Origin of the sequence: Actinosynnema sp. NPDC020468, assembly GCF_040642015.1 — a bacterium.
Classification (GTDB): Bacteria; Actinomycetota; Actinomycetes; order Mycobacteriales; family Pseudonocardiaceae; genus Actinosynnema.
Window position 1 is genome coordinate 91,517 of the sequence record NZ_JBFAEO010000027.1, and the last position, 15,691, is coordinate 107,207.

The 15,691-nt window shown below is 68.2% G+C and carries 17 protein-coding genes; 8 read left to right on the forward strand and 9 right to left on the reverse strand.

Annotation, left to right across the window (positions count from 1 at the left end):
* Positions 1-140: 140 nt before the first annotated feature.
* Positions 141-1,265 carry a toll/interleukin-1 receptor domain-containing protein gene (locus AB0G50_RS20550; protein WP_360110801.1) on the reverse strand — a complete coding sequence of 375 codons (1,125 nt, stop codon included), beginning with the start codon at positions 1,263-1,265 and terminating at the stop codon, positions 141-143.
* Between the two features lie 1,022 nt (positions 1,266-2,287).
* Here AB0G50_RS20550 and AB0G50_RS20555 point away from each other — a divergent pair.
* Entirely contained in the window at positions 2,288-3,634 is a 1,347-nt protein-coding gene (locus AB0G50_RS20555; RefSeq protein ID WP_360110804.1) for a helix-turn-helix transcriptional regulator, read from the forward strand.
* Here AB0G50_RS20555 and AB0G50_RS20560 read toward each other — a convergent pair.
* Positions 3,608-4,165: an NUDIX hydrolase gene (locus AB0G50_RS20560; protein WP_360110807.1), complete on the reverse strand. Its 558-nt coding sequence runs from the start codon at positions 4,163-4,165 to the stop codon at positions 3,608-3,610. The two genes, AB0G50_RS20555 and AB0G50_RS20560, sit on opposite strands and share 27 nt — an antisense overlap.
* Before the next feature lie 358 nt (positions 4,166-4,523).
* Here AB0G50_RS20560 and AB0G50_RS20565 point away from each other — a divergent pair, with 358 nt between their 5' ends.
* On the forward strand, positions 4,524-4,871 hold the full coding sequence (locus AB0G50_RS20565) for a hypothetical protein (protein WP_360110810.1): 348 nt from the start codon (positions 4,524-4,526) through the stop codon (positions 4,869-4,871).
* A 156-nt stretch (positions 4,872-5,027) separates the two neighbouring features.
* The gene (locus AB0G50_RS20570; RefSeq protein WP_360110813.1) at positions 5,028-5,339 is read left to right on the forward strand and encodes a HEAT repeat domain-containing protein; all 312 of its coding nucleotides are present in this window, start codon (positions 5,028-5,030) and stop codon (positions 5,337-5,339) included.
* Positions 5,340-5,364: 25 nt separating this feature from the next.
* Here AB0G50_RS20570 and AB0G50_RS20575 read toward each other — a convergent pair whose 3' ends face one another.
* From AB0G50_RS20575 to AB0G50_RS20585, 3 genes are read right to left on the reverse strand one after another with little or no spacing between them, the layout of a single operon-like run.
* Complete coding sequence (locus AB0G50_RS20575; protein ID WP_360110816.1) at positions 5,365-6,354, reverse strand: DUF3578 domain-containing protein; 990 nt, start codon at positions 6,352-6,354, stop codon at positions 5,365-5,367.
* Positions 6,355-6,396: 42 nt separating this feature from the next.
* On the reverse strand, positions 6,397-7,272 hold the full coding sequence (locus AB0G50_RS20580; RefSeq protein WP_360110819.1) for a hypothetical protein: 876 nt from the start codon (positions 7,270-7,272) through the stop codon (positions 6,397-6,399).
* Positions 7,269-7,826, reverse strand: a complete 558-nt coding sequence (locus AB0G50_RS20585) for a PadR family transcriptional regulator (RefSeq protein WP_360110822.1) — start codon at positions 7,824-7,826, stop codon at positions 7,269-7,271. The genes AB0G50_RS20580 and AB0G50_RS20585 overlap by 4 nt, the downstream gene beginning before the upstream one ends.
* Positions 7,827-7,941: 115 nt before the next feature.
* Here AB0G50_RS20585 and AB0G50_RS20590 point away from each other — a divergent pair, with 115 nt between their 5' ends.
* The 3 genes from AB0G50_RS20590 to AB0G50_RS20600 are packed head-to-tail and all read left to right on the forward strand — an operon-like array spanning position 7,942 to position 9,714.
* A complete protein-coding gene (locus AB0G50_RS20590) occupies positions 7,942-8,634 on the forward strand; it encodes a uridine kinase (protein ID WP_360110825.1) in 693 nt (230 codons plus the stop codon).
* A complete protein-coding gene (locus AB0G50_RS20595; protein ID WP_360110828.1) occupies positions 8,631-9,233 on the forward strand; it encodes a histidine phosphatase family protein in 603 nt (200 codons plus the stop codon). The genes AB0G50_RS20590 and AB0G50_RS20595 overlap by 4 nt, the downstream gene beginning before the upstream one ends.
* Positions 9,226-9,714 carry a GNAT family N-acetyltransferase gene (locus AB0G50_RS20600; protein ID WP_360110831.1) on the forward strand — a complete coding sequence of 163 codons (489 nt, stop codon included), beginning with the start codon at positions 9,226-9,228 and terminating at the stop codon, positions 9,712-9,714. Before AB0G50_RS20595 ends, AB0G50_RS20600 begins: the two co-directional genes overlap by 8 nt.
* 1 nt (position 9,715) lies before the next feature.
* On the opposite strand, the gene AB0G50_RS20605 is transcribed toward AB0G50_RS20600, so the two are convergent.
* The 3 genes from AB0G50_RS20605 to AB0G50_RS20615 all read right to left on the reverse strand — a co-directional run bounded on the left by AB0G50_RS20605 (position 9,716) and on the right by AB0G50_RS20615 (position 11,998).
* Positions 9,716-10,513, reverse strand: coding sequence for an SAM-dependent methyltransferase (locus AB0G50_RS20605; RefSeq protein ID WP_360110834.1), 798 nt, complete (start codon positions 10,511-10,513; stop codon positions 9,716-9,718).
* Positions 10,514-10,701: 188 nt separating this feature from the next.
* On the reverse strand, positions 10,702-11,442 hold the full coding sequence (locus AB0G50_RS20610; RefSeq protein ID WP_360110837.1) for a trypsin-like serine protease: 741 nt from the start codon (positions 11,440-11,442) through the stop codon (positions 10,702-10,704).
* 124 nt (positions 11,443-11,566) lie between these two features.
* On the reverse strand, positions 11,567-11,998 hold the full coding sequence (locus AB0G50_RS20615) for a hypothetical protein (protein WP_360110839.1): 432 nt from the start codon (positions 11,996-11,998) through the stop codon (positions 11,567-11,569).
* 220 nt (positions 11,999-12,218) lie between these two features.
* Between AB0G50_RS20615 and AB0G50_RS20620 the strand changes: the two genes are divergently transcribed.
* Both AB0G50_RS20620 and AB0G50_RS20625 read left to right on the forward strand, forming a co-directional pair.
* Positions 12,219-13,163, forward strand: a complete 945-nt coding sequence (locus AB0G50_RS20620; RefSeq protein ID WP_360110842.1) for a diacylglycerol kinase family protein — start codon at positions 12,219-12,221, stop codon at positions 13,161-13,163.
* Between the two features lie 225 nt (positions 13,164-13,388).
* Positions 13,389-13,643, forward strand: a complete 255-nt coding sequence (locus AB0G50_RS20625) for a WhiB family transcriptional regulator (protein WP_015104912.1) — start codon at positions 13,389-13,391, stop codon at positions 13,641-13,643.
* Positions 13,644-13,776: 133 nt separating this feature from the next.
* On the opposite strand, the gene AB0G50_RS20630 is transcribed toward AB0G50_RS20625, so the two are convergent.
* Entirely contained in the window at positions 13,777-15,255 is a 1,479-nt protein-coding gene (locus tag AB0G50_RS20630; RefSeq protein WP_360110858.1) for a histidine kinase N-terminal domain-containing protein, read from the reverse strand.
* Positions 15,256-15,691: the final 436 nt, after the last annotated feature.

Genomic DNA, 15,691 nt, shown 5'->3' on the forward strand with positions numbered 1-15,691 from the left:
AACAGTGTCGGCTCCGCTGTGCGGACGAGTACCACCCTCCTGACAACCGTCAACCCGTCGATCTCCCTGCGCCCGCCTGCTCTGCGTAGCGGCGGCGGTGATCGTTTGACGCCTCCCGAAAGGGAGGGGTACGACACCGCCTAGTCCTCTTCGAAGGATTCGATAATTCCCCCCCACGCCTGCGCCATTGCGTTCAGATCGACCATGGCGAGAAGCGAGTCCTGAAGAGTGATCAAAACCCGGTCAAGACTCCTGGAAAACCCCTTGTTCCCCTCCATCGAGTCACGAAATACAATCGAACTTTCATAGGAAGCAGCAATTCCCTCGATCATCCCCTTCACATTCGAGATAAACTCCTGCATGCCCGGGTCTGCTCGTTCGGTTGGCGAATTTGCCACCTGCCCGAGGATGGCCGAAATCCCGGGCGAAACATCTGCGACAATTTGGCGCATCTCGTTAGATGCACCCAATGCCGCTTCTGCGATTGGTTCCAACTTGCTTGCGAGAGAGTTCGCAGCCGCAAGCTTGTCCTTGAAGGAAGTCGCCTGCCGGGCGCGTGGAGTGGCAGCGGTCATCTCGTCGCCGACCTGGTTCACGAAGTGGCTGAACCTGGCAGCCACCTCCGTCAGTCGGGGTAGTGCATTCTCCGCTGCGGCCTGCAACTCAAGAATGCCGGCCGGGCTGGCAAGTTCGCCACTCGGGGTTGATTTCCCCAGAAGGAGTACTTGGCCGACGCCATTCGATTCCGGATTCGATGCACTCATATTTAGAGGGCCAACAATTTCGTCCATCTTGCTAGCAATTTCGATTACCGTGAACATCCATTCCCGCGATCCGCGCTCCTCGGCACGCAAACTGTGGATCGACCGAAACTTGAGCTCCTTGATCTCGTTCCACAATTCGTCGCCTGGAAAACGGCGATCGATTTCCTCCATCGGATACAGAAGGAGCGGAACGATCATCCTGCTTTGCCCGCCGCCAACAAGCGTGAGGTAAGTCCGAAGTTCGTCGCGACACCAAAGGCTACGCATGTAAGCAGGGGAAATGATGGCGAACAAAAAGGTGGAGGCCACGAGGCCGGATTCGATGCGCTGACGCCACCTTTCACCCAAGGAAATCGATTCGCTATCGAAGAACACATCGGCCTTCAGTCCGGACATGCTCATGTACTGGGTAGCGATGTCCTCACTCAGCATTCGGAGGCGGTCATGCGTTGCCGAATTATCGATACGCGCATACGAGAAAAAGGTGTAGACATCGGACAAGGGTACTCCTTCAATTGACTTGAGCACAGACGGCGTCGCCAGGCGAAGAGGTGCGCATATATGGCCCGGCGAGCGAGGGCTACGCCAGGACACGTGCCGAAGGAAGGCGCGCCTACTTGCCGCCTGCTAGTCGCCGACCAATGGTTGCGGCCCACACTGGCGAACGAGGAAGCACTAATAGTATTTCTATTCTTCCCTCCGAGCGCCCCGAGCCGACGCGGACCATCTCGGTCAACGCCGGGAAACTACATTTACCTTCGAAGCATTGCGACGGTGCGCGGGATGGCCATACCGGCACGTGCGAGAAGGCGTTTCGTGCGCATGGACTATACATGAGAGAACCGTACCGATCAGGCTCGACACAGTCTCGAAAAGCAGGCATTCGCGTCATCATGTCGACTTGGGCGCAGCACGGACCTCAGTCTCCCGCAGAGTCGGGAGGGAAGTGCCTGTCCTCGCATCAGGTCGGCTTGCCGCTCGGCAAGTGGTTCTTTGATCCTTTTCTGCACTCTTCGGGGCCGGTCGTTCCTCGCCGACAACGGCACCAGGTGCCCAAGCCCTGCGCGGCACGCTCGGATACCGCCAGGTGGCCTTGGGCGGTCAGCACTACACGGGAGCCACCATCAGGCCAGCACCAACCGTCAGCACGCGGACGGAGCCGGATCGCCCTGACCTGGCGGCACTGTGGCCGCATCTGGGCCCGATCTGTGGCTGGCCAGTGCCGAGGGAAGGCTCGCGCGGGCAACCCGTTGCCGTCGAACAACGCGATTGATCGACGGCAACTCCTTATCTTCACCACTGACGGGAAAGCATCAATCGGATCTACTCTTGGCCGACAAATGTCGTGGTCGCAACCTGCACGGATGGCACTGCGTCACCAAACGGGTGAATCACCGAATGGAATATCGATCTCGTTCATAAAGGCAGGTCATTGGCCGTACAGGTGGCTACACTCGTCTTCACGGCTCAGAGCGGTGGTGGTGATGCGGACGCGTCGGTGGTGTTCGATGTGTGGGGCGAAGTTGGCGACTGACAACAACTGCTCGCTGTGCGCTGCTTGTGGTCGGCAGGACGAACGCTTGGTGCGTGCTCCTGAGAAGCCGACCGAGTTTTGGATGGCGTCTGATTTTCGGGATGCCTTCGTTGATCGCCATTTTGGGCGGGTGATCTACGCCTACCGGTACGCGCACAACCCGCCGTTGACCCAGGACATGGTCGCCCGGTGGCTGAACCTGTCGCAAGGGCAGGTGTCCAACCTGGAGCGGGCGGTTCGGGCTCCTCAGGAGCTGGTGAAGCTTGAGCGGTGGGCTCGGGCGCTTCGGGTGCCTGAAGCGCTTCTCTGGTTTCGGTTGAGTGAGGCTCCCGGTTCGGGTCGTGGGGGCGGTGGTAGTCGTGGGTTCGGGTGGTTCACCGAGACCGTGCCGTTCGTGCCTGATGCTCGGGGTGTCGGGCTGCCGGAGGTTGAGGTCATGCGGGGGATGACTCGGACGTTTCGGCAGTTGGACAACCGGTTTGGTGGTGGGCACGCTCGGTCGGTCGTGGGGAACTACCTGGTGGGCGAGGCCGTGCCGATGTTGCGGGGTGGGCGGTTTCGGGACGGGGTGCGGCGGGAGTTGTTTGCTGCGGTTGCGGAGTTGAACCAGCTCGCGGGGTGGATGGCTTACGACACCGGGGATGTGGATTCCGGGCGGCGGCATCTGCGGCAGGCGTTGGCGTTGTGCAAGGAGGTCGGGGACGACGCGTTGGCTGCGGAGATGTTGGCCGGGATGAGTCATCACGCGGCGTTCTGTCGGGTGCCGGTGTTGGCGGTCGACTTGGCGCGTGGGGCTCGGGTGACCGCTTCTCGGACGCCGTTCGGGGTGCTTCAGGCCGAGGCCGCGGTGATGGAGGCGCATGGGCTTGCGTTGCAGCGCAACGTGAAGGGTGCCGTTGCGGCGTTGAACGATGCGGAGCGGTTGTTCTCCGCGGCCGATGGGGAGGTGCCGGAGTGGTTGGGGTACTTCGACGCTGCATACCTGGCGGCGAAGTTCGCGCACTGTTTCCGGGATCTGGGGCGGCCTGATGAGGCTGAGGGGTTTGCTCGGCGGTCGTTGAAGATGATCGAGGGGTATGAGCGGGGGCGGTTGTTCAACACGGCGTTGCTCGCCTCGATCCTGGCCGATCAGCGGCGGGTGGAGGAGGCGTGCGAGGTCGGGTTGGCCGCGTTGCGGATGGCCGGGACGTTCGACTCCGTGCGGACCGTGGCGTATCTGATGGACGTGGTGACGCGGTTGGTGCCGTTCCGCGGTGAGCCAGCCGTGGAGGAGTTGTTCGCGGGGATGCGGGCTGCGGGGATCACGGGGTCAGCGGAAGGCCAGCACGTGCAGTAGGCCGATCTGGGCCGCGGCGCCGATGATCTCGCCGTTGGCGAGCATGTCCTTGATCCTGTCCAGCGGGATCCAGGCGACGCGTTCGGCCTCGTTGACGTCGGCGGGCTGGCCGGTGTCCTCCGCGCCCTCGGCGAGGTAGATCAGGTTCTCGAAGTCCGCGGTGCCGGTGAGAGGTTGGAACGTGGTCAGCTGGGTGACGTTGCGGGGCTTCCAGCCGGTTTCCTCGATCGCCTCGCGTTGCGCGCACGCGGCGGGGTCCTCGCCCGGGTCGAGGTAGCCGCCGGGCAGTTCCCAGGTCCAGCGGTCCATGATCCAGCGGTGGCGGTAGATCATCAGGACGTGGTCGCGGGCGTCGTCCAGGACCAGGGTCATGACGGCCTTGGGCATCCGCAGGACCCACTGCTCGAAGTGCACGCCGTCGGGTAGTTCGACCTCGGCGATGCTGACGTTGAGCTTGCGGGTGTCGTCCACCAGGCGCTCGCCGTGGATCGTCCAGCGGGTCAACTCGGCGGGGGTCTGCTCGTCGGCCACGTGTCGCAACGCTACCCGAGTGGATCTGTCGGACCGCGGTTTCGGGTGGGCTGGTCGGAGGAAAGTGTGACCATTCCTGGCACGACGCCCGGGTGAGCACTGTGGAATGAACTCGATGCGGATTCTCGTCACCAAACCCGGCCCGCCAGGATCCAAGAGTGGCGTTGATATACCCAACAGCCGCCGTCATGGGGTTCGGCTTCCATTCGCGGCAACCTGGTTTGGCAGGTTCCGGGTTGCACGTGGAGAAGAGGCCGATGAGGTTGTACGTGGTTCTCCAGGTGGAGGAAAGCGCCGAGGCGGGCACGGCCGAGGGAGTTCAGGGCCGCTGTGCTGCGGGGCGGGTGACGGGATGACCATGGACGGCCTCGCGGAGGAAGAGGAGTTCGAGGCCGGTGATGTCACGTCGGATGGTTTGCCGGCCTTCGGGTTCCCGGACGAACTGAACGACACGATCGAGGCGGTCGTCGTGGAGCTCCACGGCCAGGCGGATCGCGAGGTGTTGCGGGAGGGCTTGGCGGTCGCGATCGGTCGGGACGAGTCCTCGACTCGGTTGGCGTGTGACTTCCTCCAGCAGTTCGGGATCGTGCGGCCACGAGCTGAGGCTGTGCGGTCCACCTCGGAGGACGGGCTGTCCATCAGGTGGTGGGTGGGGCTGACTGACTCCGCCCGGAACGCGTTCGTCGGTGCGGGCTCCGCCCTGTAGCCGGCCTTTCGGGGCGTGTGGTCACGCCCGAAGCCTGACCAGCCTTCATCGGGGGCGCGCTGACCGCGCTTGCGCCGATGCAATTCGATGATCTGTTCGAAGTCCGATAATCGGATGCGGGAGAGGGGAAATATGGAAGCGACCAAGCGTTTTCGGATGGCGATGGAGCTGATGCGGCGGCAGGATCCACAGGCTCAGGAGGACGGGTTCGGGATGCTAAGGGCGCACGTCGGTGAGCATGTCGAGGAGTTGGTGGTCGAGTTCCGGCACGAGGGGGATCACGGGCTTCGGTGCTGGTTGCTCGAACTCATCGGAGAAGCCCGGTCCCAGCGAGCCCTTCCGTTGCTGGTCGAGCAGCTCCACGGCGACGACGAGGCGCTGCGGGACTGGGCGAGGAGGGGCTTGGAGTTGCTCGACACCAGAGAGGCTCGACAAGAGCTGTGGCGGGAGCTGGCCAACGGGCAGTGACGGGGGTCGGGCTGACTCGAGGACCTCATACGCGGTATCGGTAGGTCAGTGGGATCAGGCGGGTCGGGTCCGGGTGCCAGTTGTGGTGCAGGTGGGGTGTTCCGCCGGACACGGTGCCCGTCGTGGGGTCCACCTTCACGGCGGTGACGATCGACAGGAGGGTGTTCGGGCGCACGGCGGCCTCGTCCGCGGTCAGGTCGACTTCGATGTCGGCGGACGGCTCGGTGGTGCCCCGGGCCAGTACGAACACCCGGCTGCCCGGCTTGCGCGCGTGCAGGTCGTACGGTCGGGTCCCGCCCATGTCCGACACCTCGTACCCCTGGTCGCGCAACAACTCCGACGTCACCTCCACCGCCCGCCGCCGCACCGCGCGACGATCGGCCGGTGTCAGGAAAACCCGCTCCGGCACGTCCTCCTCCTCCCGGTACAACGCGCTGAGCGCGCCCAGCAGGAACGCCAGGTCCGCCTCCAGCACCGACTCCGCAGGCACCGCGCCCGCCGGGTAGCCGAACGCCAGCGCGGTGCTCACCTCGTAAGCCTTGGCGCGCTTGAACTTCGGCGCGCCGAGGTCGATCGCGTGCAGCAGGTCCGGGCGCGTGCGCAGGTGGTCGGACAGCTGCGCACGCGCCCACCTGCCCCGCCGCTCGAGTTCCGCCACCGGGCGCGGGTGTTCGTTCTGCTCGTCCATCGCGCCCTGGATCAGGCACAGGTACGCGCACTCGCCCCACGCGTGCGGCAGCAGGACGACGTACCAGCCCGACGTCGCGTTCGGCGAGTGGCCGGCGGAGTGCACCCTCGCCCACGGGATGCGGCTCCGCCGGCCGATGCCGTCGCTCGAGCCGACCTCCAGGTCCGCGATCGGGAACGGCAGTTCGGCGTTCAGGAGTGGCGCGCGGTCGGCCAACCACGGGCGGATGCCCTCGTTGAGCAGGCGGCCGCGTTCCCGCATGTCCGGCGTGCTCGCGTCGCTGAACAGGGGTTGCAGGGGTAACAGCCGCTCCAGCACCTCGCGCATCACCCGACCGTAGCCGGAATATCCACACGTCTGCGGGCGGGACTAGCCGAATTCCGACACCAAAGTGCGGAGGACCTCGAAGGCGGGTTTCGGGGTGTGGTCCCACGCCACCAGGCCGTACTCGTGGAACGGGCCCGGGAGGGACGGGGCCACGTCGCGGAGGGCGAAGTGGGTGTAGGTGTGCACTCCCGCCGCCACCGCCGCGCGGACCACGGTGTCGACCACTTCCGCCTGGCGGTCCCACGAGCGGTCGCCGTCGGTCGGCCAGCCGTGTTCGGTGATGTGCAGCGGCACGTTCGCGTAGCCCGCCTCGGAGAGCAGGGTTCGGTGGTGGGTCAGCAGTGCCGCCACCGGGAGGTCGGGTGCCGGGACGAACACGTCCGGGAACAGGTCCAGGCCCACGTAGTCCACGTCCACCCGGCCCAGGCGCGACAGGAAGTCCGCCGACGGTCCGAAGAGGACGGTGGTGTTGAAGCCGACCTCCAGGGTCAGGCCCGACCGGGCGGCGTGCGCGCGGGCCGCCGACACGCCCTCGCGCAGCGCGTCCAGCACCCCCGGGTAGTCGCCGTCCAACGACGGGTCGCCCACGAAGTTCGGCTCCTCCGTCACCTGGAGGCACCGCGTCACCGCGCCGTACTGGTCCACCAGGTCGCACAGGAACCGGCAGTAACCGTCCACGTCACCCGAACGGGATTGGTATTGGGCCACCAGGTCGAGCATTCGGCCGTTCCCGGTCAACCCGGCGGACGGTGTCGTGGTCGGGTGCGGTGAACCGAGCACGGTCGTGTCGGTGAACGGCACATAAGTGCGCACCAGGAACGGCCGCCCGCCGGCCAGCTCGTCCAGCAACCGCACCGTCTCCCCCGGCGGGTCGAACGGACCGCCGAGCACCCCACCGGGATAGGCCCCGAACCTCACGGCCACGTCAGCTCACCCGCCCGGATCTCCGCGACGACCGTCGTCACCCAGTCCAGCTCGGCCTGCGCCACCGCCAGCGCGTACTCGCCCTCGATCATGTGCAGCCGCGCCACGCCCGACGACACGATCGAGGTCAGCACCTCCCGATCCGCCGCGATCCGCGACGAAAGGCGCTCCGCCCGCTCGGTCAGCGCGTCCGCGGCGCCCTCGGCGCCCAACGCGCCCAGGTAGCTCACCGCGCCCAGGAACCGGGAGAACTCGCGTTCCGGCGTGCGGATCTGCTCGTCCAACCGCCGCCGCAACTCGGTGAGCCCCGACGGGGTGACGGCGTACACGGTCCGCTCCGGTCGGTTCCCGGCCCGCGACCGGTCCTCCGGCGCGATCCACCCGGCGGCCGCGACCGCGTCGACGATGTCGTACAGGGTGCCCCTGTTCAACCGCGAGGAACCACGTTTTTGCAGGTCGGCGAGCATTTGATACGGATGGGACGGTCCTTCCAGCAGCAACCCGAGCACCGCCAGCACCAACGGGTTGTCCAACGCACGACGTGGCATATCAGAAAACTATCAGTCGATTTCGACTAACGCCACCCGCTCAACGCCGCACCCCGGCGTCCACCCCGCGAACACGGCGGGCGGACAGGGGTCGCCGGCGGCTAGCCTCGACCCCGTGGCAGACGTGCACCTCGGACCCTCCACGTGGCAGCAGCCGGTGCCCGAACCGGCCTCACCCGGGCGCACGGCGCTCCTGACCGACCTCGCCGCCCGGATCCACGCCCTGCGCCCGGGCCGGCTCAAGGTGGCCGTCGACGGGCTGTCGGCCGCGGGCAAGACCAGCTTCGGCCACGAACTCGCCCACCACCTCACCCGGCACGGCCGCGACGTCCACCGGGCCGCGCTGGACGACTTCAAGCAGCCGTGGCGCGACCGGCACCTCTACGACCGCTTCACCGGCGAGGGCTACTACCGCAACGCCTACGACCTGGCCGCCGTCCGCGAACTGCTGCTCGGCCCGTTCACCCGCGGCGAGCCGGTGGCGCTGACCTCGATCGACCCGCTCACCCAGGTCGACCACCGCGCCGTCACGACCACCACGACCGACACCGCCGTGCTGCTGCTCGACGGTATGTTCGCGTTCCGCCCGGAGCTCGACGACCACTGGGACTTCCGGATCTGGCTGGAGGTGACCCCGGAGACGTCACTCGAACGCGCCCGGCGGCGGGACGGCGACGACGAACTCCACCGGCACCGGTACCTGCCCGCGGCACGCCTGTACCTCGCCGAGGTGGACCCCGTGCGACGCGCCGATGTGATCATCGACAACACCGCGTACGAACGTCCGGAACTAGGATCCAGACCGTGACCGCACACGTTTACCTGCTCCGGCACGGCCAGACCGAGTGGTCGGAGAGCGGTCGCCACACCGGCCGCACCGACGTACCGCTCACCGACGAGGGCGTGCAGCAGGCCCGGCGCGCCGGCGCGGTGCTCGCCCGGCTGCGCGGAACCGACCTGCCGCCCGCGCTCGTGCTGTCCAGCCCGCGCGCCCGCGCCTGGCGGACCGCGGAGCTGGCCGGGTTGCACGCCGAACGCACCGAGTCGCTGGCCGAGTGGGACTACGGCGACTACGAGGGCCTGACCACGCCGCACATCCGCGAGACCGATCCGGGCTGGACGGTGTGGACGCACCCGGTGCCCGGCGGCGAGACCCACGAGCAGGTCGCCGAGCGGGCGCAGGCGGTCGTCGCGCAGGCGCGGGCCGCGCTCGCGGGCGGTGACGTGGTCCTGGTCGGCCACGGCCACTTCAGCCGCGTGCTCATCGCCACCTGGCTGAACCTGCCGCCGAGCGAGGGTGTCCACTTCGGACTGGACCCGGCCGGCACCACCGTCCTGGGCGACGAGCGCGGCGACCCGCAGGTCCGCCGGCTCAACGTGCCCGCGTGGGAGTCCGACGGTGTCTGACCCGAGGATCCGGCGCGTCCGCGAGGACGACGTGCCGGCCGTCGTCGGGCTGGTCGTGGAACTGGCCGAGTACGAGAAGGCGCGGCACGAGTGCCTGCTCACCGAGCGGCAGCTGCACGACGCGCTGTTCGCGCCGGAGCCCGCGCTGTTCGGCCACGTGGCCGAGGTGGACGGCGAGGTCGTCGGCATCGCGCTGTGGTTCCTGAGCTTCTCCACCTGGCGCGGCACGCACGGGCTCTACCTCGAGGACCTCTACGTGAGCCCGGCCCGGCGCGGTACCGGCCTCGGCAAGGCGCTGCTGGTGACGCTGGCGCAGCTGTCGGTCGAACGCGGGTACGCGCGGCTGGAGTGGACCGTGCTGGACTGGAACGCGTCCGCGATCGGCTTCTACCGGTCGATCGGCGCGGTGCCCATGGACGAGTGGACCGTGCAGCGGGTCACCGACGACGCGCTGGTGGCGCTGGCGCGGCAGGGGGCCTGAGTCAGCGCTTCACGCCGACGGCGCCGTAGCTGACCGTCTCGTCGCCCGCGCTCGGCTCCTCCTCGGCACGCCACTCGGTCACCGGCACGAGCCCGGGTTCGAGCAGGTCGAAGCCCTTGAGCAGGGGTTCGATCGCGGCGCGGGCGCGGGCCACCACCGGCGACTGCGTCTCGGCGGCGACGTGCATCAGCGCCTCGGCCACCTCGGGGCGGTAGTCGGCGGTCAGGTGGCTCAGCACGAGGTGGCTGCCGGTCACGACCGCGTCCCGGTACGCGGCGACCAGTTCGACCGGCCGGTCCTCGTCGCGGACGTAGGGCAGGATCGCGACCATCAGCACCGCGATCGGCCGGTCGAGGTCGAGCACGGTGCGCACCTCGGGCGAGCCGAGCACGGCCTCCGGGTCGCGCACGTCGGCCTCGGCGAACGCCACGCACGGGTTGTCGCGCAGCATCGTGCGGGCGTGCGCGACGGTGGCGGGCTCGTTGTCCACGTACACGACGCGGCACGTCGGGTCGACGCGGTGGGCGACCTCGTGCACGTTGCCCGCGGTCGGGATGCCGGAGCCCAGGTCGAGGAACTGGCGGATGCCGGCGGCCAGGCAGGCCTGCACGGCGCGGCGCAGGAAGGCCCGGGAGTGCTGCACGAGCGCGGCGGTCGGCACGAGCTTCATGGTGTGCTCGGCGAACTCGCGGTCGACGGCGAAGTTGTGCGCCCCGCCCAGGTAGTAGTCGTACAGGCGGGCCGCGTTCGGACGTTCCAGGTCGCCGCTCGTGGACACCCATCTCGGGGGGTTCTGCACCGCTCACCTCACCCTGCCGGCTACCGGAGTGGCGTGAAAACGCCTGCCGAACCGTATCCGGCTACTCCGTTCGTGTCCATCCGCCAAAAGTGAACACGCAGGGTGATTATGACTGGTGAGTGCCCGAAATCCAAACGGATTGACACCCCCGGCCGAGTGATGGGACGGCCCGGCCGGGGGGTCGGAGGTCAGACGCCGGCGTTGGTCTTGATCCAGGGCCGGTAGCGCGTCACCGCGGTGTAGTTGGACGTGCTGGAGCGGTCGCTCGTGGACGCGACGCCGATCTGGTAGCGCTTGCCGTCGACCGGGCTCGTGGCGAACATCGGGCCGCCCGAGTCGCCGCCGGCGGCGATGCCGTTGCCCCGGGTCACCGTGATGGCGACGCCGCCGCGGTAGTCCCGGCCGTTGACGGTGGTCACCCTGGTGTCGGCGACCTTGAGGTAGCGCGACTGGCAGTTGATCTCCGAGCCGCAGCGCGACGTGGCGCCCCAGCCGTAGATCTGCACGGTCTGGCCGTTGGCGACCGCGGAGGTCTCGCCCAGCGGGGCGTAGGTCGCGGTCACCGACCGTTCGAGCTTGGCCAGGGCGAGGTCGACCGACGGGTGCTGGATGACCTGGGTGGCGGTGACAAGCGAGCCGCCGGTGGTCTGGTCCAGGCTGCCGATCCGGAACGAGAACGTGCCGCCGCTCGCCACGCAGTGCTGCGCGGTGAGGATCCACTGCGGGGCGATGATGGTGGCCGAGCAGCTCTGCTGCCCGTTGTGGAACAGGCGCGCCGCCCAGGGCGCGTCGGAGGCGTTGCCGCCGCCGATGATGTAGGGCGTGACGCCGTCGGCGGGCACGGCGGACGCGGTCGGGGCCATTACGAGGGTGGAGAGCACCGCGACGGCCGCACCGGCCACCGCGGTCAGGGTGCGCTTGAGACGCATGGGGTCACCTCGACGAACGCAGGGAGTGGTGAATTCACCACCCTCAGCGTCACGCTTCTCAGTGAAGATCGACACCCGTCGTCAGTCGGCGGACAACCGGACGGCAGTCGGCGTACGAATGGCCCTATTCGTCCGATTCGTCCATGCCCAGCGCCCACCTGCGCACCGCGTTGGTGAACAGCAGCGCCACCACGCCCACCACGTACGCCGCGAGCAGCCCGCCCCAGAGCTGCCGCCCGGACGGCCCGTACATGTACCAGGCCACGCCCAGCAGCAGCAGTTGCACGACGACCGCGGGCGACCGCGCCCACCGGCGGCCGAGCACCAGCCCGATCCCGCACGCCAGCACCCCGGCGCAGAGCACCGCGAAGTAGCCGGCCTCACCCAGCACGTTGCCCGTCTCGGAGGCGGTGAAGGCGTGCACCACCAGCACGACCGCGAAGCCGAGGCCGGCGAGGCCCTGCACCGCGGTCAGCACGCCGGCCACGCGCACCGCGCCCGGAACCCGCTCGTCCACCGTCACGCTGCGCCTTTCCTCACCGTGCGTACTCGTCACGCATCGTAGGCCACCCGGTTGGCGTGTCCCGTTCGACCGCCCCAGGGCGGAAGATCAATGGGTCTTCGGCGAGCCGGCGGTCGGGTCGGGGTGCACTTGTCGCAGACGTTCCGCAGTGCGACGCGGGAAAGGAGATTTGGACCACTTTCGTGCGCTCTGAACCCTCCTACCGGGTGAAGCGCAACCTGTCACAGGTCACGCGCTGTCCTACCCTCTAGTAGTGCGCGCACTTCTGGTGGTCAACCCGCAGGCGACGGCAACGACGCCTGCCGGTCGCGACGTGCTGGCGCACGCGCTGGCCAGCGACGTGAAACTCGACATCGTCGAGACGGACTACCGCGGTCACGCGGCGGACGCCGCCGCGCGCGCCGTGGTGGACGGCTACGACATGGTCGTGGCGCACGGCGGCGACGGCACGGTGAACGAGGTCGTCAACGGCGTGCTGCGCGGCGGCGCGGTGCCCGGCCTGCCGATGCTGGGCGTGGTGCCCGGCGGTTCGGCGAACGTGTTCGCGGGCGCGCTCGGCCTGCCGCGCGACCCGGTCGAGGCGACGTACCGACTCCTCCAGGCCATCGAGCACGGCACCAGCCGCAAGGTCGGGCTGGGCAAGGTCGCCTCCGCGGGCGCCGGCGCGGACCACGACCGCTGGTTCACCTTCAACGCGGGCGTCGGCTGGGACGCGGACGTGGTGGCGGGCGTCGAGGCGCAACGCGCCAAGGGCCGCGAGGCTTCACCCCTTCTTTATGTGCGCTCCGCACTCACCAGTTACGTGTCGCAACGGCGACAGGCACCTTCGTTGACGGTCAACATCCCGGACGAACCTCCGGTCGAGGGTGTTCGACTGGCGTTCGTGTCGAACACGGATCCGTGGACCTACCTGGGCGGCAAGGCCATTCGGCTCAACCCGAGCACGTCCTTCGACGGTGGTTTGGGCGTTTTCGCGTTGCGCGCGCTCGGATTTCCGACTGTGATGAGGTACGTCGCGCATCTTCTGGCGACGGACGGGAACCCCAGGGGCGGCAACCTGCTCCGGCGTGACGACGTCGGGTTCGTGCGGGTCACGAGCCCGGACCCGGTCAACCTCCAGGTCGACGGGGACCTGCTCGGCGAGTGCACCGAGGTGGAGTTCACCTCCGTGCCGGGCGCACTGACGGTGGCTGTGTGACCGTCGTGTGACCGACTCGCTACCCGTTCGCGACGTAGTGCAGGCGGTGACTTCGGTGGGTGAAACCGCCGATGAACTCAGTCGATCTTTCGGGTGAGTTCACTCACCGGGTTAGTGCTAAACCCTTGACATCCCCGCCGTTCGTGAAAGCATTCACAAGCACCCCAAAACCGACCGCTGACGAGTGGCGCGCCTGCGCGCGCGCCTAGCTGAGGAGTAGTTCCAATGGACTGGCGCCACCGCGCGATCTGCCGCGACGAGGACCCCGAGCTGTTCTTCCCCGTGGGGAACAGTGGTCCTGCGCTGCTTCAGATCGCCGAGGCGAAGACCGTCTGCCGCCGCTGTCCCGTCGTCTCCGACTGCCTCGCCTGGGCACTGGAGAGCGGCCAGGACGCCGGTGTGTGGGGCGGGATGAGCGAAGACGAGCGTCGCGCTCTCAAGCGTCGCAACGCCCGGACCAGGGCCCGCAGCAACGCCTGAGCCTCACCTAGAGCTTTGAGCCGAAAGGCCCGACACCGTGCCAGGTGTCGGGCCTTTCGCTTGTGTTGCACACCCTCCCGCATGACCACGTGACTCCGCTGAGGTAGGTCGTCACGTGTGCACGGGGAGCAGTCTAACGCCGCGCCCGGAGCGGTACGCGCAGGACCGCCTCTGTACCGCCTGCGGGCCGTCGTCGCAAGCTCAACGAGCCCCTCAGTTCGGATTCCACCAGCGTGCGCACGATCTGGAGGCCGAGCCGATCCGTGCGTTCGAGGGAGAAACCCGGCGGAAGGCCCCGACCGTCGTCGGAGATCACCACGTCGAGCCACTTGGCCGACCGCTCGGAGTTCACCACGACCTCACCCCGCTGGCCGGGCGCGTAGGCGTGCTCGAAGGCGTTCTGCACCAACTCGGTCAGCACCATCACCAGCGGCGTGGCCAACTCGGCGGTGACGATGCCGAACTCGCCCTCGCGGCGCACCACGACCTTGGACTCGGTGGCGGCGACGTCGGACATCATCGGGATCACCTTGTCCACCACGTCGTCCAGGTCGACCCGCTCGTCGACCGACATCGACAGCGTCTCGTGCACCAGGGCGATGGACGTGACGCGGCGGACCGACTCGGCGAGCGCCTCGCGCGCCTCCTCGCTGCTGGTGCGCCGACTTTGCAGGCGCAGCAACGCGGCCACGGTCTGGAGGTTGTTCTTCACCCGGTGGTGGATCTCCCGGATGGTGGCGTCCTTGGACATCAGCGCCCGGTCGCGCCGGCGCACCTCGGTCACGTCGCGGCACAGCACGATCGCGCCGGCCGCGCTTCCCCTGGGGCGCAAGGGAAGCGCGCGGAAGAGCACGGCCGCGCCGCGGCGGCTCTCGGCCTCGATGCGCATGCTCGGCTGACCGTCGAGCGCCTGCCGGATGCGCTGGGCGACCTCGGTCGCGTCGAACGGGTCGCCGATGAGGGACCGGGTGAGCGGCGCGAGGTGCACGCCGACGAGATCGCTCGCGTGCCCCATGCGGTGGTACGCGCTGAGCGCGTTGGGACTGGCGAACACGACCGCGCCCGACGCGTCGAGCCGGATCAACCCGTCGCCGACCCGAGGGCTGGTGTGCACGTCGGGGCTGGGCTCGGTGGTCGGGAACGTGCCGTCGGCGATCATCTGGCAGAGGTCGGCGGCACTGCCGAGGTAGGAGATCTCCAGCGGACTCGGCACCCGGGGCACGGCGAGGTTGGTGTTCCGGCTGAGCGCGGCGATCACCTGACCGTTGCGCCGGACGGGGATCACCTCGCGCCGGACGGGCACCCCGAGGTGCCAGCGCGGGTCCTCCTCGCGGCAGATCCGCTGCTCGCCGATGGCCCGCCGGAGCTGCGGGTGCTCCTCGGCGTCGACCATGCTCCCCACCACGTCCTCGGGGTGCGCGGTGGGCGCGGTCGTCGGCCGGGCCTGCGCGACGCACAGGAAGGTGTCGTCGTCGAGCGGCACCCACATGAGGAAGTCCGCGAAGCTGAGATCACTGAGCAGCTGCCACTCCGCGACCACCAGCTGGAGGTGGTCGACGGCGTGCCCGGAGAGCTTGGTGTGCTCGGCCAGGAGATCGGTGAGCGTGGACAGGGCCGCTACTCCCCGACGCCGATCGAACCGCACCCGACACCGACGATCCCCACCCGGATCTGCACCACCATGGTCACTCCCTCAGCTCGGTGGTCCAATCCAACCACGGACTCAGGCCCGTTGTTCTGCGCAGGTGGGGGCGTGACACACTGGAGTGAAGCAGTCTGAGCTATAGGAGATCCCCATGTCCAAGCGTGCCCGCAAGCGCCGCGACCGCAAGAAGGGCGGCGCCAACCACGGTAAGCGCCCCAACGCCTGACCGGTTGGCACACGTGCCGTGTGGCCCGGGACACCAGTCCCGGGCCACACGCATGCCAGGACCAAACCAGCAACAAACCCAGCCAGGCGCGCAGCGCAAACCCCTAGCGCTGTGTTTCCCTCCCGTATGGCCCGGGCGAAGCCCAACCGCATTTGGCACGGGGGCGCCGCAACTCTC